At 67.4% G+C, this 14,868-nt stretch carries 14 protein-coding genes; 7 read left to right on the forward strand and 7 right to left on the reverse strand.

The genetic code is table 11. The features are described 5' to 3' along the window. The first annotated feature begins 136 nt into the window (after window positions 1-136). Window positions 137-1,183: a threonine aldolase family protein gene (locus MKK84_RS28980; protein ID WP_243925570.1), complete on the forward strand. Its 1,047-nt coding sequence runs from the start codon at window positions 137-139 to the stop codon at window positions 1,181-1,183. A gap of 240 nt (window positions 1,184-1,423) precedes the next feature. On the opposite strand, the gene MKK84_RS28985 is transcribed toward MKK84_RS28980, so the two are convergent. Together MKK84_RS28985 and MKK84_RS28990 are read right to left on the reverse strand one after the other, a co-directional pair. Then, complete coding sequence (locus tag MKK84_RS28985; protein WP_243925571.1) at window positions 1,424-2,611, reverse strand: DUF1501 domain-containing protein; 1,188 nt, start codon at window positions 2,609-2,611, stop codon at window positions 1,424-1,426. Continuing rightward, complete coding sequence (locus MKK84_RS28990; protein ID WP_243925572.1) at window positions 2,608-4,137, reverse strand: DUF1800 domain-containing protein; 1,530 nt, start codon at window positions 4,135-4,137, stop codon at window positions 2,608-2,610. The genes MKK84_RS28985 and MKK84_RS28990 overlap by 4 nt, the downstream gene beginning before the upstream one ends. 179 nt (window positions 4,138-4,316) lie before the next feature. Between MKK84_RS28990 and MKK84_RS28995 the strand changes: the two genes are divergently transcribed. Further along, on the forward strand, window positions 4,317-5,930 hold the full coding sequence (locus MKK84_RS28995) for a peptide chain release factor 3 (protein WP_243925573.1): 1,614 nt from the start codon (window positions 4,317-4,319) through the stop codon (window positions 5,928-5,930). A 64-nt stretch (window positions 5,931-5,994) separates the two neighbouring features. Here the strand turns inward: MKK84_RS28995 and MKK84_RS29000 are convergent, their stop codons facing one another. Together MKK84_RS29000 and MKK84_RS29005 are read right to left on the reverse strand one after the other, a co-directional pair. Beyond that, window positions 5,995-6,453 (reverse strand): response regulator, encoded by a 459-nt coding sequence (locus tag MKK84_RS29000; RefSeq protein ID WP_243925574.1) that lies wholly within the window; start codon window positions 6,451-6,453, stop codon window positions 5,995-5,997. Window positions 6,454-6,461: 8 nt separating this feature from the next. After that, window positions 6,462-6,929, reverse strand: a complete 468-nt coding sequence (locus MKK84_RS29005) for a BLUF domain-containing protein (protein WP_243925575.1) — start codon at window positions 6,927-6,929, stop codon at window positions 6,462-6,464. 290 nt (window positions 6,930-7,219) lie between these two features. On the opposite strand from MKK84_RS29005, the gene MKK84_RS29010 reads away from it, so the two are divergent. The 5 genes from MKK84_RS29010 to MKK84_RS29030 all read left to right on the forward strand — a co-directional run bounded on the left by MKK84_RS29010 (window position 7,220) and on the right by MKK84_RS29030 (window position 12,719). Then, a complete protein-coding gene (locus MKK84_RS29010; protein ID WP_243925576.1) occupies window positions 7,220-8,566 on the forward strand; it encodes a flagellar hook protein FlgE in 1,347 nt (448 codons plus the stop codon). A gap of 31 nt (window positions 8,567-8,597) precedes the next feature. Beyond that, window positions 8,598-10,427 carry a flagellar hook-associated protein FlgK gene (gene flgK / locus MKK84_RS29015; RefSeq protein WP_243925577.1) on the forward strand — a complete coding sequence of 610 codons (1,830 nt, stop codon included), beginning with the start codon at window positions 8,598-8,600 and terminating at the stop codon, window positions 10,425-10,427. A gap of 2 nt (window positions 10,428-10,429) precedes the next feature. Then, complete coding sequence (locus tag MKK84_RS29020) at window positions 10,430-11,986, forward strand: flagellin (RefSeq protein ID WP_243925578.1); 1,557 nt, start codon at window positions 10,430-10,432, stop codon at window positions 11,984-11,986. Window positions 11,987-12,136: 150 nt separating this feature from the next. Next, window positions 12,137-12,397 (forward strand): hypothetical protein, encoded by a 261-nt coding sequence (locus tag MKK84_RS29025; protein ID WP_243925579.1) that lies wholly within the window; start codon window positions 12,137-12,139, stop codon window positions 12,395-12,397. A 1-nt stretch (window position 12,398) separates the two neighbouring features. Continuing rightward, entirely contained in the window at window positions 12,399-12,719 is a 321-nt protein-coding gene (locus MKK84_RS29030; RefSeq protein ID WP_243925580.1) for a porin, read from the forward strand. Window positions 12,720-12,739: 20 nt separating this feature from the next. Here MKK84_RS29030 and MKK84_RS29035 read toward each other — a convergent pair whose 3' ends face one another. From MKK84_RS29035 to MKK84_RS29045, 3 genes are read right to left on the reverse strand one after another with little or no spacing between them, the layout of a single operon-like run. Next, on the reverse strand, window positions 12,740-13,213 hold the full coding sequence (locus tag MKK84_RS29035; protein ID WP_243925581.1) for a hypothetical protein: 474 nt from the start codon (window positions 13,211-13,213) through the stop codon (window positions 12,740-12,742). Continuing rightward, entirely contained in the window at window positions 13,200-13,544 is a 345-nt protein-coding gene (locus MKK84_RS29040) for a rod-binding protein (protein ID WP_243925582.1), read from the reverse strand. The genes MKK84_RS29035 and MKK84_RS29040 overlap by 14 nt, the downstream gene beginning before the upstream one ends. Before the next feature lie 26 nt (window positions 13,545-13,570). Beyond that, on the reverse strand, window positions 13,571-14,707 hold the full coding sequence (locus MKK84_RS29045) for a flagellar basal body P-ring protein FlgI (RefSeq protein WP_243925583.1): 1,137 nt from the start codon (window positions 14,705-14,707) through the stop codon (window positions 13,571-13,573). Between the last annotated feature and the right edge of the window lie 161 nt (window positions 14,708-14,868).

Genomic DNA, 14,868 nt, shown 5'->3' on the forward strand with positions numbered 1-14,868 from the left:
ACCCGGGAGGGACGGGAACGTCGGTTTCCGAATCGGCGTGGAGCCCACGCCTTGACGGGGCTATTACACCAACCGCGCACCAGTTCCAACCTGTTCGCACGATCGATCTGCGCGACCGCCGTGCTAGGTTGCCGGGATGAGACAGGACGACTCGCAGCAATTCGCCAGCGACAACTATTCCGGCATCTGCCCTGAGGCCTGGGCGGCCATGGAGGCGGCCAATCGCGGCCACGCGCCGGCCTATGGCGAGGATGCCTGGACCGCCAGGGCCGCCGACGCCTTCCGCCACCTGTTCGAGACCGAATGCGAGGTGTTCTTCGCGTTCAACGGCACGGCCGCCAACGCCCTCGCGCTTGCCGCGCTCTGCCAATCCTACCACAGCGTCATCTGCGCCGATTCGGCCCATGTCGAAACCGACGAGTGCGGCGCGCCGGAATTCTTCTCCAACGGCTCGAAGCTGCTCACCGTCCAGACCGAGGGTGGCAAGCTCACCCCGGAGGCAATCCGCGGCCTCGCCACCAACCGCAGCGACATCCACTTCCCCCGGCCCCGGGTGGTGACGATCACCCAGCCCACCGAGACCGGGCAGGTCTACACCCTGGCCGAGTTGCGGGCGCTGTCTGCCACCTGCCGGGAGCTGGGGCTTGCCCTGCATATGGACGGTTCGCGCTTCGCCAATGCCTGCGCGCGCCTCGGTTGCAGCCCCGCCGATATGACGTGGCGGTCGGGCATCGACGTCCTGTGCTTCGGCGGCACCAAGAATGGTATGCATGCCGGCGAGGCGGTGGTGTTCTTCGATCCCAAGCTCGCCGAGGATTTCGGCTACCGCTGCAAGCAGGCCGGCCAGCTCGCCTCCAAGATGCGCTTCCTCGCCGCCCCCTGGGTCGGGATGCTGGAGAGCGGCGCGTGGCTGCGGAACGCGGCCCACGGCAATGCCTGCGCCCAGCGCTTCTCCGAGGCGGTCGCCGGTCTGCCGGGGGTGCGGGCGCTGTTTCCCGTGGAGGCCAACGCGGTGTTCCTCACGCTGCCGCCTGCCACCATGGAGGGCCTGCGCACCCGGGGCTGGCGGTTCTACACGTTCATCGGCGGCGGGGCGCGGTTCATGTTCGCCTGGGACGCGCAGCCTGAGCGGGTGGACGCGCTGGTTGCAGATCTGCGTGCGCTGACGGCTGCAGCGGCCTGAGGCCAGGCCGCTGCAGCAGGTCTCGCAAAAAGGGCACCCGGTTCTGCGGCGAAAACCTGTGGCTACACAAAGATCTGCTCGGACGACGTGTGAGCGAGTTCACGTTCCACGACGGTGACGCCACCGGCGCCGAATGAGGCGCGGGTTCCCTCTCCCGCTCGGGAGAGGGGGCCGGTTGCGCTTGGCTACTCTGTCGGTGGAAGACTGACATGTGCCGTTGGAACGCCAGCACAAGTCTACTTAAAGCAGCGCCAGATCCGCCGGGTCCGCGCTCGGAAAGATCCGGCGCAGGCTCGCCTGATCGAGGCCGTAGAGACGTCGGAACAGGCCGCCGAGCAGGCCGCGATAGTTGGTCAGCACCGGATAGTCCCGGTTCTGGAACAGGTTGGCCTCGTCGGCGCGCGCCTGCGGCCCCGCGATCCGACCACCCCGGACGCCGCCGCCGAGGATCCAGTAGGCACTGCCGTGGCCATGGTCGGTGCCACGGTTGCCGTTCTCCCGGAAGGTGCGGCCGAACTCCGATAGGACCACCACCACGGTATCGGACCAGCCAGGCCCGATCTCCTCGACGAAGCCGGACAAGCCCCGCCCCAGCTCGCCCAGCCGATCGGCGAGGTAGCCGGTCCCGGCGCCCTGATTCACGTGCGTGTCCCAGCCGCCGACATCCACGAAGCCGAGGTTGAACGAGTCGCGCATCAGCCGGCCGATGCGCCGGGCCGACAGCTCGAACCCCTTCGGCGAGACCGCGCCGCGGTCGGCCTGCGCCGCATGGTCGGAGATCGAGCGGTAGACCTCGTCGCGCACGCGAAAGCCCTCGCTGACGGCTCCGGCGAGCTTGGTCCCGCTGTACATGGCGGCGATGAGCTTCGCCTGCCGATCGTCGATGCCAGGCTTGCCGACGCCGTTGATGGCGATGTTCGGCACCGTCTCGCCGCCCCGGAAGATCAGGGGCATCTGATCGGTGAAGGCGATCGGGCGGACCCGGGTCAGCTCCGTAGCCAGCCGCGCCATGAACCCGGAATTGTAGTCGCGCACGGCCCCGATGGTCTGGCCCATCTCGATCGTGTCCTGGGTCTCGAAATGGCTGCGCGTCAGGTCGTCGGTGCCCGCGAAGGGCACGAAGGCCGCCTGTCCCTTGGCGTAGAGGGGCAGGATTGTTTCACGGAGCGCCGGATGCAGGCTCCAGTCGGCGTCGAGCGCCAGGGCGGCCTTGGGATCGGCGGCGTCGGGCTTGGCGATGGCGAGATTCGGCCGCGACCGGTAATAGAAATCGCTGCCGGTGGGGATCACCACGTTGGCGGCGTCGTAGGCGCCGCGCAGGAACACCACGAGGAGGCGGGCATCGGCCTTCGGCGCCGCCCAGACGCGCCCCGCCACCGTGGACAGGCCGAGCGCCGCCGAGGCGCGGATCAGATCACGACGGTTCATCGCATGAACTCCGGCGAGGCGAGGTAGAGGGTGTTCCAGTCCTGGGGTGAGACCGCCTGCGCGAGCGCGGCCCGCGTCGAGGCCGAGAGGCTGCCCGACAGGGCCGTGAAGTAGAGCCCGTTGGCGAGAACCGGGAAGGCCGGCTGCTCCGGCTGATCAGGGGTCGGCGGCTTGAACAGCCCGGCCGAGCCGGAGCCGATCTGCCGGGCGATCTCGAAGCGGGTCGCGAGCTGTCCCGGCCCGCTCCAGGAAGCGGAATCGAGCGGGTAGCCGTCCGGCGTCGAGCGGTTGAACAGGCCCTCGCCGAGCCGGTTCAGCCAGCCGAGCACCGGGCCGGGATTGAGGATCACGCGCTGGTCATAGGCCATGCGGACGGCCGAGAAGACGTAGCGCACCGGATCCTTGAAGGCGCCGGCGCGCTCGGCCGTGAAGGCCGGCTCGCGCACCAGCGCCTCCATGACCGCCGCGATGTCGCCGTCCGTCCGGGTGAAGATCGCGGCGAGCCGGGCCACCAGCCCGTCGTCCGGTGCCTGCCCGAGGATGTAGGTGGCGAGCGACCGGGAGACGTTCGTGGCGGTGGCGGGATGGTGGACGATGAGGGTCACCGCCTCCTCGACCTCCGGCCAGCCGCGGCCCTGGATGCGCGTGCCGAGGAAAATCTTGTCGCCGTAATCGTGGCGGTTCGGGTTGAACTCGAACAGCCCGTCGCGGCGGAAATCGGCGGCGTGATCGGGCCGGACTTTGGGATCCTCGGGTTTCAGGTCGATGCCGACCCCCGTCAGGATCCGCGCCAGCGCCTCGACGTCGCCCTGCGAGTAGCCGGAGCCGACACCCATGGTGTGCAGCTCCATGATCTCCCGGGCGTAGTTCTCGTTGATGTGGCCGGCGGCGTTGTCGGCATTGTCGAGGTAGCGCAGCATCGCCGGGTGGCGCAGGCTCGCCATCAGCAGGTCGCGGAAGTGCCCGAGCGCGTGTGGGCGGATCGCGGTGTCGACATAGTCGCCCACGGCGGCGCGGAGCGTCGCCTTGCCTTGGTGCACGTTGAACCGGTTGAACCAGAACCACGTCAGCCGCTCGCGCAGCTGGTCCGGGCTGTAGAGGGCGCGCAGCACCCAGGATGAGGCGGCGTTCCGGGCCGCCGTATTGAGTGCGGCCTGGAACGCCTGCTGCCCGGCCTTCTTGGCTTCGGGGTCCTGGATGTCCTTGAAGGCTTTCGCCTGTGCGTCGAGCGCCTGGGCCCGCTCGAACAGGCTGCCCAGCGGCGTCAGCGCGTCCACGGCGGCCTGCGCCTCCGGCGGCAACCGTGTCTCTGCGGGCGGATGGAGCTGTCCGTGCAGCCAGCCCGCGCGTCCCTCGGCCTCGAGCTGCGCGAAGGCGGAGGGCGTGGCGCCCCAGGTCAGCGCGTCGAGGAAGGCGACATCGGCCGCCGCCGAGGGAACGGGCGAGCCGGCCGCCTGCGGCCCGGGCCCCGCGGACGACACGAGCAGGGCGGCGATCAGGAGACAGCGTGGTGCGTCGCGTACCAAGGCAGCCTCGCGGGTCGTGAACCAGCCTACGGAGCCTGTTGCCGGGCTCGTGTACGGTCCCTGAAGGGACGTCCCGATGAGCCCCGCGTCTTTGCCAATATCGGGGCGTGCCGCTACACGATCCCGAGACCGCGCCCGAGGCGCACCCTCACGTTCCGCCGATCCAGAGCGCTCGCTCCATGCTGATGCAGACCAAGACCGAGGCGAAGCCGGCCGATCCGGTGGCGCGGCGGCGCACCTTCGCGATCATCTCGCACCCGGACGCGGGCAAGACGACGCTGACCGAGAAGCTGCTGCTGTTCGGGGGGGCGATCCAGCTTGCCGGCGAGGTGAAGGCCAAGCGCAACCGGGTCTCGACCCGCTCCGACTGGATGGGGATCGAGAAGGAGCGCGGTATCTCGGTGGTCACCTCGGTGATGACCTTCGAGTACGGCGACTGCGTCTTCAACCTGCTCGACACGCCAGGCCACGAAGACTTCTCGGAGGACACCTACCGGACCCTGACGGCCGTCGACTCGGCCGTGATGGTGATCGACGCCGCAAAGGGCATCGAGGCGCGCACGCGAAAACTGTTCGAGGTCTGCCGCCTGCGCGACATCCCGATCGTCACCTTCATCAACAAGCTCGACCGCGAGGCCCGCGACCCGTTCGAGCTGCTGGACGAGATCGAGAAGACGCTGGCGCTTGACGTCGCCCCGGTGACGTGGCCGATCGGCACCGGCCGCAACTTCTCCGGGACCTACGAGCTCGGCGGCAACCGCGTGCGCCGGCTCGACGCCGCCGAGGATGCCGGGATGGTGACGGTCTCCGGGCCGGGCGACCCGCTGTTCGACGAATTGCTCACCGAGAACGGCGCGGCGGCGACGTGGCGCGAGGAGGTGGAACTCGCCGAGGGCGGGCTCAAGCCCTTCGATCTCGACGCGTTCCGCGAGGGCCACCTGACGCCGGTGTTCTTCGGCTCGGCGCTGCGCAATTTCGGCGTGCGCGACCTGATCGACGGGCTGGCCAAGGTGGCGCCCCCGCCCCGGGGCCAGGACGCCGACAAGCGCCTCGTGGAGCCGACCGAGCCGCGCATGACCGGCTTCGTGTTCAAGATCCAGGCGAACATGGACCCGAACCATCGGGACCGCATCGCTTTCATGCGGGTCTGCTCGGGTAAGCTCAACCGGGGCATGAAGGCCCGTCTGGTGCGGACCGGAAAGCCGATCTCGCTCTCGGCGCCGCAATTCTTCTTCGCCCAGGACCGGGCCATCGCCGACGAGGCCTATGCGGGCGACGTGGTCGGGATCCCGAACCACGGCACGCTCCGGATCGGCGACACGCTGACCGAGGGCGAGGATATCGTGTTTCGCGGGGTCCCGAGTTTCGCCCCCGAAATCCTGCGCCGGATCAAGCTCACCGACGCCATGAAGGCCAAGAAGCTGCGCGAGGCGCTCCAGCAGATGGGCGAGGAGGGCGTCGTCCAGGTCTTCGTGCCGCAGGACGGCAGCCAGGCGATCGTCGGCGTGGTCGGCGCGCTCCAGCTCGACGTGCTGAAGGAGCGGCTCCAGGCCGAGTACGGCCTGCCGGTGGATTACGAGACCTCGCGGTTCTCGGTCTGCCGGTGGATCGAATCAGATTCGGAAGTCGAACTCGACAAGTTCATCGACACGCACGGCTCGGCCATGGCGAAGGATCTCGACGGGGCGCCGGTCTTCATGGCGACCACGGCGTTCTCGCTCCGCTACGAGGAGGAGCGCTACCCGGCGGTGCGATTCACTGATGTGAAGGATTATCAGAAGCGGGCGGCGTGAGGCGGAGGGGTGGGCAGAACCGTGCCCTCCCTCCCCCTCTGCGGGGGAGGGAAGGGGTCTGGTCCTAAAACTTCCCGAGCATCGGAAATTCCACACTCAAACTCGATTCCGCCGCCATCGGCGCCTCTCGCTTGCGCGGCTTGCGGTTGAGCACCTGCTTCAGCTTCGTCTTCAGCACCGCCATGTCGAACGGCTTGAGGATGAAGGCGTCGGCACCCGCTTGGTGAGCGAGGTTGATATCCTCGAAGTCGAAGGACGATTCGGTCAGCATGAACGGCGTGTTCATCAGCGCATCGTCGGCGCGGATCTCGCGCAGCAGGCTGAGCCCGTCCATCGGCTCCATGTCGAGGTCTGAGATCACCAGGGCGTAGCGGCGCTGGCGCAGGCGCTCCAGGGCCTCGGGCGCACTGGTGACGCCCTCGACGTCCGGGAAACCGATCCGGGTCATCAGCATGATGATCAGCCGGAGAAGTTTCTCCTGATCATCGACGATGAGGATCGGGGGCGTATCGCTCTCGGACATCGCGCGGCTCAGACGAAGAGATGATCGATGCCCTGGCGGGACATCGTGTCGGATTGCAGAGACAGGCACAGCCCGTGGATCGCCGAGGCCTTCGGTGTGCCGCGCTGGAGCATCGGCAGCAGGTTGGCCTTGGCGAACAGCGTCTCGTTCCCGGGCGTGCGCTGCGCGCTCTTGAAGGAGTGGACGAATTCGCGCTTGGCGATCTCGCGCCATTCGCTGATCTGCACGTCCCGATGGCGGCTGTCGGCGCTGACCCGGTCGAAGGTCTCGTGGACGGACGAGCGCTCGCCCTCGATCACCTGGCAGGCGAAGTTGCCCTCGATCACGAGGAAACTCGTGATGACCGCGAACTCGTTCTTCTTCTGGGCGATGCGGCCGATATCGCCGATCTGCTCCGACCGCTTCGCCGCGTCCGACGACAGGTTCAGGCGCGAGAAGTAGATGATGTGGACGAGGCTCGTCCGTTTCGCCCGCATGATCCCGAGACCTGAAATCCCCAGCGGTTCGACGCTTCCCGGTAGGACGCGCCGCACCCGATTCTGGCCGAAGGCGAGTCTCGCATGGGTCCGGATAACGCGTCGTAAACGAGGGCTGCCGGCCATCACGGGCCTGCTGGGCAGGTTTTGCCGGCTCCAGCCATCCAAGCTGCCAAGGCTGCCGGGTCGCTCCGAAGCAGACTCAGTGTTTTCAAGGGCTTAGCCCTGGCACAGCGGTTGCGGCCATTTGGGGCTGCGGGCCGTGCCGGCGCGCATCGGGATCGCTCGCCATGGATCTTTTCTCAGCCCTGCAGACCTCGGTCTCCGGATTGCAGGCGCAATCCTACGCCATCAGCAACATCTCCGGGAACATTGCGAACTCGCAGACGACCGGGTTCAAGCGCGTCGACACCAGCTTCGTCGACCTGATGAACGAATCGACGCCGAAGCGTGAAACCTCCGGTTCCGTCCTGGCGCAGTCGCAACTCACCAACACGCTGGCCGGCAACATCATCGCGACCACCGTGCCGACCAACATGGCCATCAGCGGCACGGGTTTCTTCACGGTGGTGCAGAAGACCGGCGATGCGAACGGAGCTTCGACGCTGGGCGGCACGACCATGTACACCCGCCGGGGCGACTTCTCGCAGGACAAGGACGGTTATCTGGTCAACGGCGCCGGCGGATACCTCACCGGCACGAATCTCGACCCGAAGACCGGCCAGGTGGTCAGCACCGGCCCCGTCCAGCTCAGCAGCGTTTCGCTTCCGGCTCAGGCGACGACCACGATCACTTACGCCGCCAACCTGCCGGCGACGCCCGCGACCGCCAATTACGCCGCCACGAAGGACGACACCTTCAATGGCGCGGCGGGCGCCTCGGTCACTGCGGCGAATGCTCCGGATTTCGTCAGCAAGAGCATCTCCGGCCCCTCGGTCACGGCCTACACGGCGACCGGCGCGCCACTGACCTTGAGCACGCGCTGGGCGAAGATGAAGGATGCCGACCCAGCCAGCAACACCCCGGCGACGTGGAATCTCTTCTACGCGTCCGACCCGACAGTCTCAGCAACCGCGAGCGCTTGGCAGAATGTCGGGCAGGATTTCACGTTCGACTCCACCGGCAAGATGCTGGGGCCGACCGCCAATCCTGTTCCCCTCGGCGCAATCACCATCGGCGATTACACGTTTCCAAGCGTCAGCATGAACATCGGAACCGGCGGCCTGACGCAGTACTCGGATACGAGCGGCGCCGTCACGACGAACAAGCTGACCCAGGACGGCAATTCCGCCGGCACCTTGACGAGCGTCGATGTCGGCAGCGACGGCAAGGTCAACGGCACGTTTTCCAACGGGTCGGTGGCGGCGATTGCCACGGTGGGCATCGCTCAGTTCGCCAATCCGGACGGCCTGAAGGGCGACACGAGCGGCAACTATCTCCAGACGGTCGATTCCGGTCCGCCGCTTACCGGGCTCAACGGCAGCACGATTTCAGGGGCGAGCATCGAGCAATCCAACACCGACATTGCGACCGAATTCTCTAAGATGATCGTAACCCAGCAGGCCTATTCTGCGAACACGCGGGTCATGTCGACGGCTCAGACGATGATGTCTGATCTGCTCAACGTGATCCGCTGAGTGATGAGCGCCGGGCCGCGGAGGGTGTGAGATGTCGCTGAATGCGCTTTCGACCGCCACCGCGGGGCTGGCCGCCACACAGGCGGCGATCAACGTCGTCTCGCAGAACGTCGCCAACGCAGGGACCGCGGGCTACGTCAAGCGGACGCTCTCGACGGTCTCCACCGGCCCCAACAATTCCGGGGTCGCGGCCGGGCAGATCACGCGCAGCTTCGACGCTGCGGCGCTCAACCAGCTGCGGCTCGAGACGTCGGGGGCTGCCTACACCAGCACCAAGGGCGGAATCACCACGCAGCTCGATGCCCTGTACGGCACACCGGGCACCGCGGCGTCGCTCGACGGCACGCTGAACACCTTCACCGAGTCGTTGCAGGAGCTGGCCGCAAGCCCAACCTCCGCGGCGGCGCGCACGACGGTCCTCGGCAATGCCTCGGCGCTGGCCAGCCAGATCAACAGTGCCGCCGGTACGGTGCAGTCCCTGCGCAGCGGGATCGAGGCGCAACTCGGCTCCGATACGAACGCGGCGGGCGCGCTGTTGACCAGCATCGCGAACCTGAACACCAAGATCCAGAACACCTCCGACGGCGCCTCGATCGCCGATCTGCAGGACCAGCGCGATCAGGCGGTCACGAGCCTGTCGAGCTACATGGACGTCAAGACCACCCCGCAGCGCGACGGGACGATCTCGGTCATCACCCAGTCCGGCGTGACGCTGGTCGACCGGGGATCCGCGGCTTCCCTGAGCTTCGACGGGCGCGGCACCCTGAACGCCACGTCAACCTATGCGACCGATCCGAACCAGCGTTCGGTCGGGACCATCACCGCCACGCTGCCGGGCGGCGGCATCATCGATCTCGGCGCACCGAATGTGCTGCGCTCCGGCAGCCTCGCGGCCGAATTCGAATTGCGCGACCAGACGCTGCCGCAGGCTCAGCGCCAGCTCGACGATCTTGCGGCCGGGCTCGCCACCGCGCTCACCAACAAGCAGGTGACGGCGACCCAGGGGGCTGGCAATTCCGCTGCGATCGATCTGACCGGCCTCCAGGCCGGCAACACCCTGATCATCCCCGCCAACGCGAACAGCACGGGCCGGAACATCATCCTGGTCGCGTCCAACGATGCCTCGCCGATCACGGCGAGCCAGACCGCAGACGCCAACGCCCTCGTGGCGAAGATCCGGATCCCGGTGGATCCGAACCAGGTCAGCGCGGCGCTGAATTCCCTCGATTCAACCCTGTCGGCGTCCGGCATCGGCGCGGCGATCACCATCACGAGTTCGGCCGCCTCCCCGCAGGTCACCGGGACGGCGAGCATCACCGTCCCGACCTCGGCGGATCCCGCATCGGGCTATCCGCAGATCGCGCTGTTCGTCGACGGCGCGGGCAACAGCCTCTACACGGGCTCGCTCGACGGCGGATCGAAGCTCGCGGGTCTGGCCCAACGCCTCACCATCAACAAGAATATCTCCGCCAACACGGCGTTCCTGACGGCGACGAGCGCCACGGACCCGACCGCGACCGGTAAACGCGCACAGCTCCTGTTCTCGGCCCTGACCTCCACGGCGATGACCTTCTCGTCGGCGAGCGGGATCGGCGGGGTCTCGGCGCCCTACACCGCCACCGTGGCGGGCTTCGCGCAGGACATCATCGCGACGCAAGGCGCGGCCTCCGCGAACGCGAATGCGATCGACGCGACACAGCAGACCGCGCTTTCCACCGCGCAGGCCCGGTTCTCCTCCGCGGCGGGGGTCAACATCGACCAAGAGATGTCGAACCTGATCGCTCTGCAGACCGCCTACGGTGCCAACGCCCGCGTGCTCTCCGCAGCCCGCGACATGCTCAACCAGCTGCTGCAGATCTGATCATGACGACGATCACGCCCTTCGCGGCCGGCTCCTACATCACGGCCCGCAACGCCTCGCACCTCACGGCGCTGAAGAACCAGCTGAACGACCTGTCGAATCAGGTCTCCAGCGGAAAGGTGGCGACGACCTATGGTGGCCTCGGCTCCGGGCGGTCGACGGCGCTCTCCGCCCAGGCCACGCTGAGCGCGCTCACCGGCTACGCTGCTGGTATCGGTATCGCCCAGACGCGCACGAACCTCGCGGTCACCAGCCTGACGCAGGTCGCAACGATCGGGACGAGCGCCCGGAACGCCCTCAACAACGGCCTCCAGAGCGCCGCGGCCACCAGTGTCGCGGGTCGCGCGACTGCACTGTCGGGCCTGCAGACCGCCCTCGACACGCTCAACCAGTCGGCGGCGGGCAACTACCTGTTCGGCGGCGGCAATGCGACCACGCAGCCAGTGGTGGATGGCACCACGATCCTGAACGGATCGATCAACAACGACGGGAGCAAGAAGCTCGGTCTGCAGGGATACATTGCCGACCAAGTGGCGGCGGATCTCGGATCGGGGATGGGTCGGCTAACGGTTTCTTCCGCCGGAAACAACCCGGTGGTGATCTCGGAGCCGAATGACGCGACCCGCGGGACCTTCGGCTTCACGCTGGGCAATGCCTCGTCGTCGACGACCGCGATCAGCGCGGCCCCCGTCACCGGAACAACCGGCACGCCAGGTTCGGTGAGCTTCAACGTCACCGGTCAGCCGGCTGTCGGCGACAGCGTCACGGTTACGCTGCAGATGCACGACGGTACCTCGACGACGCTGACGCTCACCGCAGTCGGCGGGACCACGGAAACGTCGTCTACGGGAACGGGGGCGACCTTCTCGATTGGTGCAAGCCCAGCCGCTACCGCCGACAACCTCAACGGGGCCTTGCAGAACGCCCTGAAGGGCGCTGCCGGAACCACCCTGGCGGCCAGCTCGACGGCAACCGCCGCGCAGAACTTCTTCACAGGCTCGGCCAACAAGCCTGTCTATCCCCCGCGCATCGCCGACCCAAGCGGCACGCCGAGCTACGTCGCTGGAACCAAGGACAGCACCGTCCTCTGGTATCAGGGCGAGGATTCCGGCACCCCGGCGATCGACACGCAATCGGTCCAGATCAGCGCGAGTGCCAGCGTCGGCACCGGCGCGCGGGCCAACGATGCCTCAATCCAGAAGGTGCTGACCGGCCTCGCCACGATGGCGTACGCCCTCCCGGCCACGACCAGCGGCGACGTCAACACGGCCTATCAGGCCGTGGTCGATCGGGCCGGACAGCTCCTCACCTCCGCGTATACGAGCCCCAGCGTTCAGGACACCGTTACCCAGCTCTCTCTCGCGTCCGCGCGCCTGACCAATGCCGGCACGACCAACGCAGCCACCCAGAACACCGTCCAGAATACCATCGATGGGATCGAGCAGGCCCCGACCGAGGAAGTCGTAGCCAAGCTCCTCGACGTCCAGAACCGGCTTCAGGCGAGCTACCAGATCACCGCCACGCTCTCGAAGCTCTCGCTCGTCAATTACATCAGCTGAGGAAGTCCGGCGGTCGATGTGCCGTCGCGCACCTCTTTGGTGAAGCCGATCTCGATCGGCCGCCGCGATCATAGTCTTGCCGCTTTCCCGCAGTGAACCATGGGTTGCGGATACGTCTTCGTGTCGCTACCGATGTGAGGAGAGGTTCGCATGTCGTTGTCCGAACCTGTCGAGCGTCTCCGCCGGCTTGGTCCCACGCCGGATGTCGGCGCCATCGTCCTCATGGAGCAGGCGATTGATCTGTACGCCGCTGGCTACGCCCGTCTGGACGAACGCGGTATCGCCCTCGACATCCTCCTGCGTGATCTTGCACGGCTGCGCACCGTCGAGCCGGATCGCGATGCGTTCATCGCGCAGGTTGAAAACTATATCGATTCGCTGCACCGGCAGTTGACGCGACAGGCCGCCTGAGATGCCGGAAAAACTGCTGCCGGCTTTGCTCCTGGCAGCCATCTTCCTGAGCTCCCCCGCTTACGCCGCCGAGTTGCCAAAGGCGCCTGTGGCGCCTGGGCCAGTGCCTTGTCCGTCGAAGGGGCAGGGTTTCGTGCGCCTGCCGGGCAGCGACAGCTGCGTGCGCATCTCCGGCCGGGTGACCGCCGGGATGGATCTGCGCGCCGGGCACGCTCCGGCGGCGAGGCCGCTCGTCGCGGGTCGCCTCGCGATCGACAATCGCGCCGACACGGATCTCGGCGAGGTTCGGACCTACGTGCGGATCGGCAACGGCCGCCGCTGACCGCCCCGTTCGCCGGTATCCTAGAGGTTCCGGGACAGGACCAGGGGTCCGCTGCGCACGCCGCGTCCATAAGGGGAGGGCGCCTGAGCCTGGCGGCCGTAGGTCGCGGGCAACTGTGCGCGACCGATCTCCTCGGCCAGGGACTTGATCAGACTTTCCGACACAGTCCGGGCGCTGTCGAGCACGGTCTGGTTCGCTTCCACGGCGGCGGTGAACTGCCGGTGCGCTGCGCGCAGGCGCTCGACGCCCTCGGGATGGAAACGCTTCAGCGCCACGGCGTTCGCCTTGGCAACCTCGAGCCCCTGCATGTAGGCGGCCGCCAGCGCCGCTTTCGGCTCGGACGCCGCGATCCCCTCCCGCAACCGCCCGGCGCGGACGTGGTCCGCTTCCTCGACGAGCACAGCCTCGAGCGCCGACATGTTGCCGAGCACGCCCGCGACCAGCGCCTCCGCGGTCACGCGATCCGCGACACGCAATGGCTCAGCCTTGTGCATGGGTCGCTCCATCGCTCGCTGCTCCCTGCATCTTCATGATTTCACGGAAGATCGAATCGGCAATGCCGACGCCGCCGCTCTTCACGATCTGTCCCGCGTATTCCTTGGTCAGCATCGAACGGTAAACGCCGCCCCCCGTGCCGTTCTCGCCCAGCGGGCCGTCGGTCCCCTGAGACTGCGTCAGCCTGTCGAGGCTCGATTCGAGGAACATCGACTCGAACTCGGTCGCGGTCTTCCAGGCCTTGGCCTTGCTGGCGGGGCCGATGCGGCCATCCGTTGCGGTTCCGAGGCTGGCGGCGACGTTCGCCGTGATGGTGGCACCTTGCAGCATGATCGTACCCTCCCCTTACGGTGTCGTCACATCAGCTCGATTTCGGCCTGCAGGGCGCCGGCCGCCTTGATGGCCTGAAGGATCGAGATCAGGTCGCGGGGGCCGACGCCCAGCGCGTTCAGACCATCGACCAGTTCGCGCAGGCTCACGCCTTCCTTGACCAAGGCCAGCTTGTTGCCCTCGCCGGTATCGACCTTCACGCCGGTCCGCGGCACCACGGTGGTGCGGCCGTTGGAGAGAGGGGCCGGCTGGCTCACCTGCGGCTGCTCGGTGATCGTGATGGTCAGATTGCCCTGCGCGATCGCCACCGTGGAGACGTGGACGTCGCGGCCCATCACGATGATGCCGGACCGCTCGTCGACGATCACTCGCGCCGTCTGATCGGGCTCGACCTTCAGCTGCTCCACCTCGGTGATCAGGCGGATCATGTTGCCGTTGTATCGGGCCGGGATCTGGATCGTCACGGTGGCCGGGTCGGTGGGCTCGGCCGTGTCGGCGCCCATGAAATCGTTGATCGCCGCCGCGATCCGCTTCGAGGTGGTGAAGTCGGGGTTGCGCAGCGACAGGCGCAGAGCCTTGGCGTCGTTCAGCTTGAACGCGATCTCGCGCTCGATATTGGCGCCGTTGGAGATGCGGCCATTGGTCGGCACGCCCCGGGTGATCTTGGCGGCGGCACCCTCGGCGGCGAAACCCGCGATCGCCACCGAGCCCTGAGCCAGGGCGTAGACCTCGCCGTCGGCGCCGAGCAGCGGCGTCACCAGCAGCGTACCGCCCTGAAGCGACTTGGCATCGCCAAGCGAGGAGACGGTCACGTCGATCCGGGTGCCTTGTGCGGAGAACGGTGGAAGGCTCGCCGTCACCATGACGGCGGCGAGGTTCTGAGTCCGCATCGTGGCGCCCCGGGTGTTGACGCCGAGCCGCTCCAGCATTGCCTGGAGGGATTGCTTGGTGAACGGGATGTTGTTGAGCGTGTCGCCGGTGCCGTTGAGGCCGACCACGATGCCGTAACCAACGAGCTGGTTCTGGCGCACGCCCTCAATGGAGGCGAGGTCCTTGACCCGCGACAGGGCAAGCGCCTGGCCCGACAGGGCGCCGAGCAGCAGCGCACCGGCGACGAGGCCGAGCAGGACTTGCAGGAGACGGATCGCGGGGCGCGGGCGCATGCCGAGGGTTTCACGGGTGAACGGACCTGCCGTCCTCCTGCCAGCGCCGTGCCATCAGCGGCCGGCTGCCAAGCATCTCAAACCATTATCTTTTTGAAAACAGCCGCGATGCCGGTGGGCGTCCGGCACCAGCACCGGACCTGCCTACCCGGCAGCTTCTG

It is taken from the genome of Methylobacterium sp. E-065 (genome assembly GCF_022829605.1).
GTDB lineage: Bacteria > Pseudomonadota > Alphaproteobacteria > Rhizobiales > Beijerinckiaceae > Methylobacterium.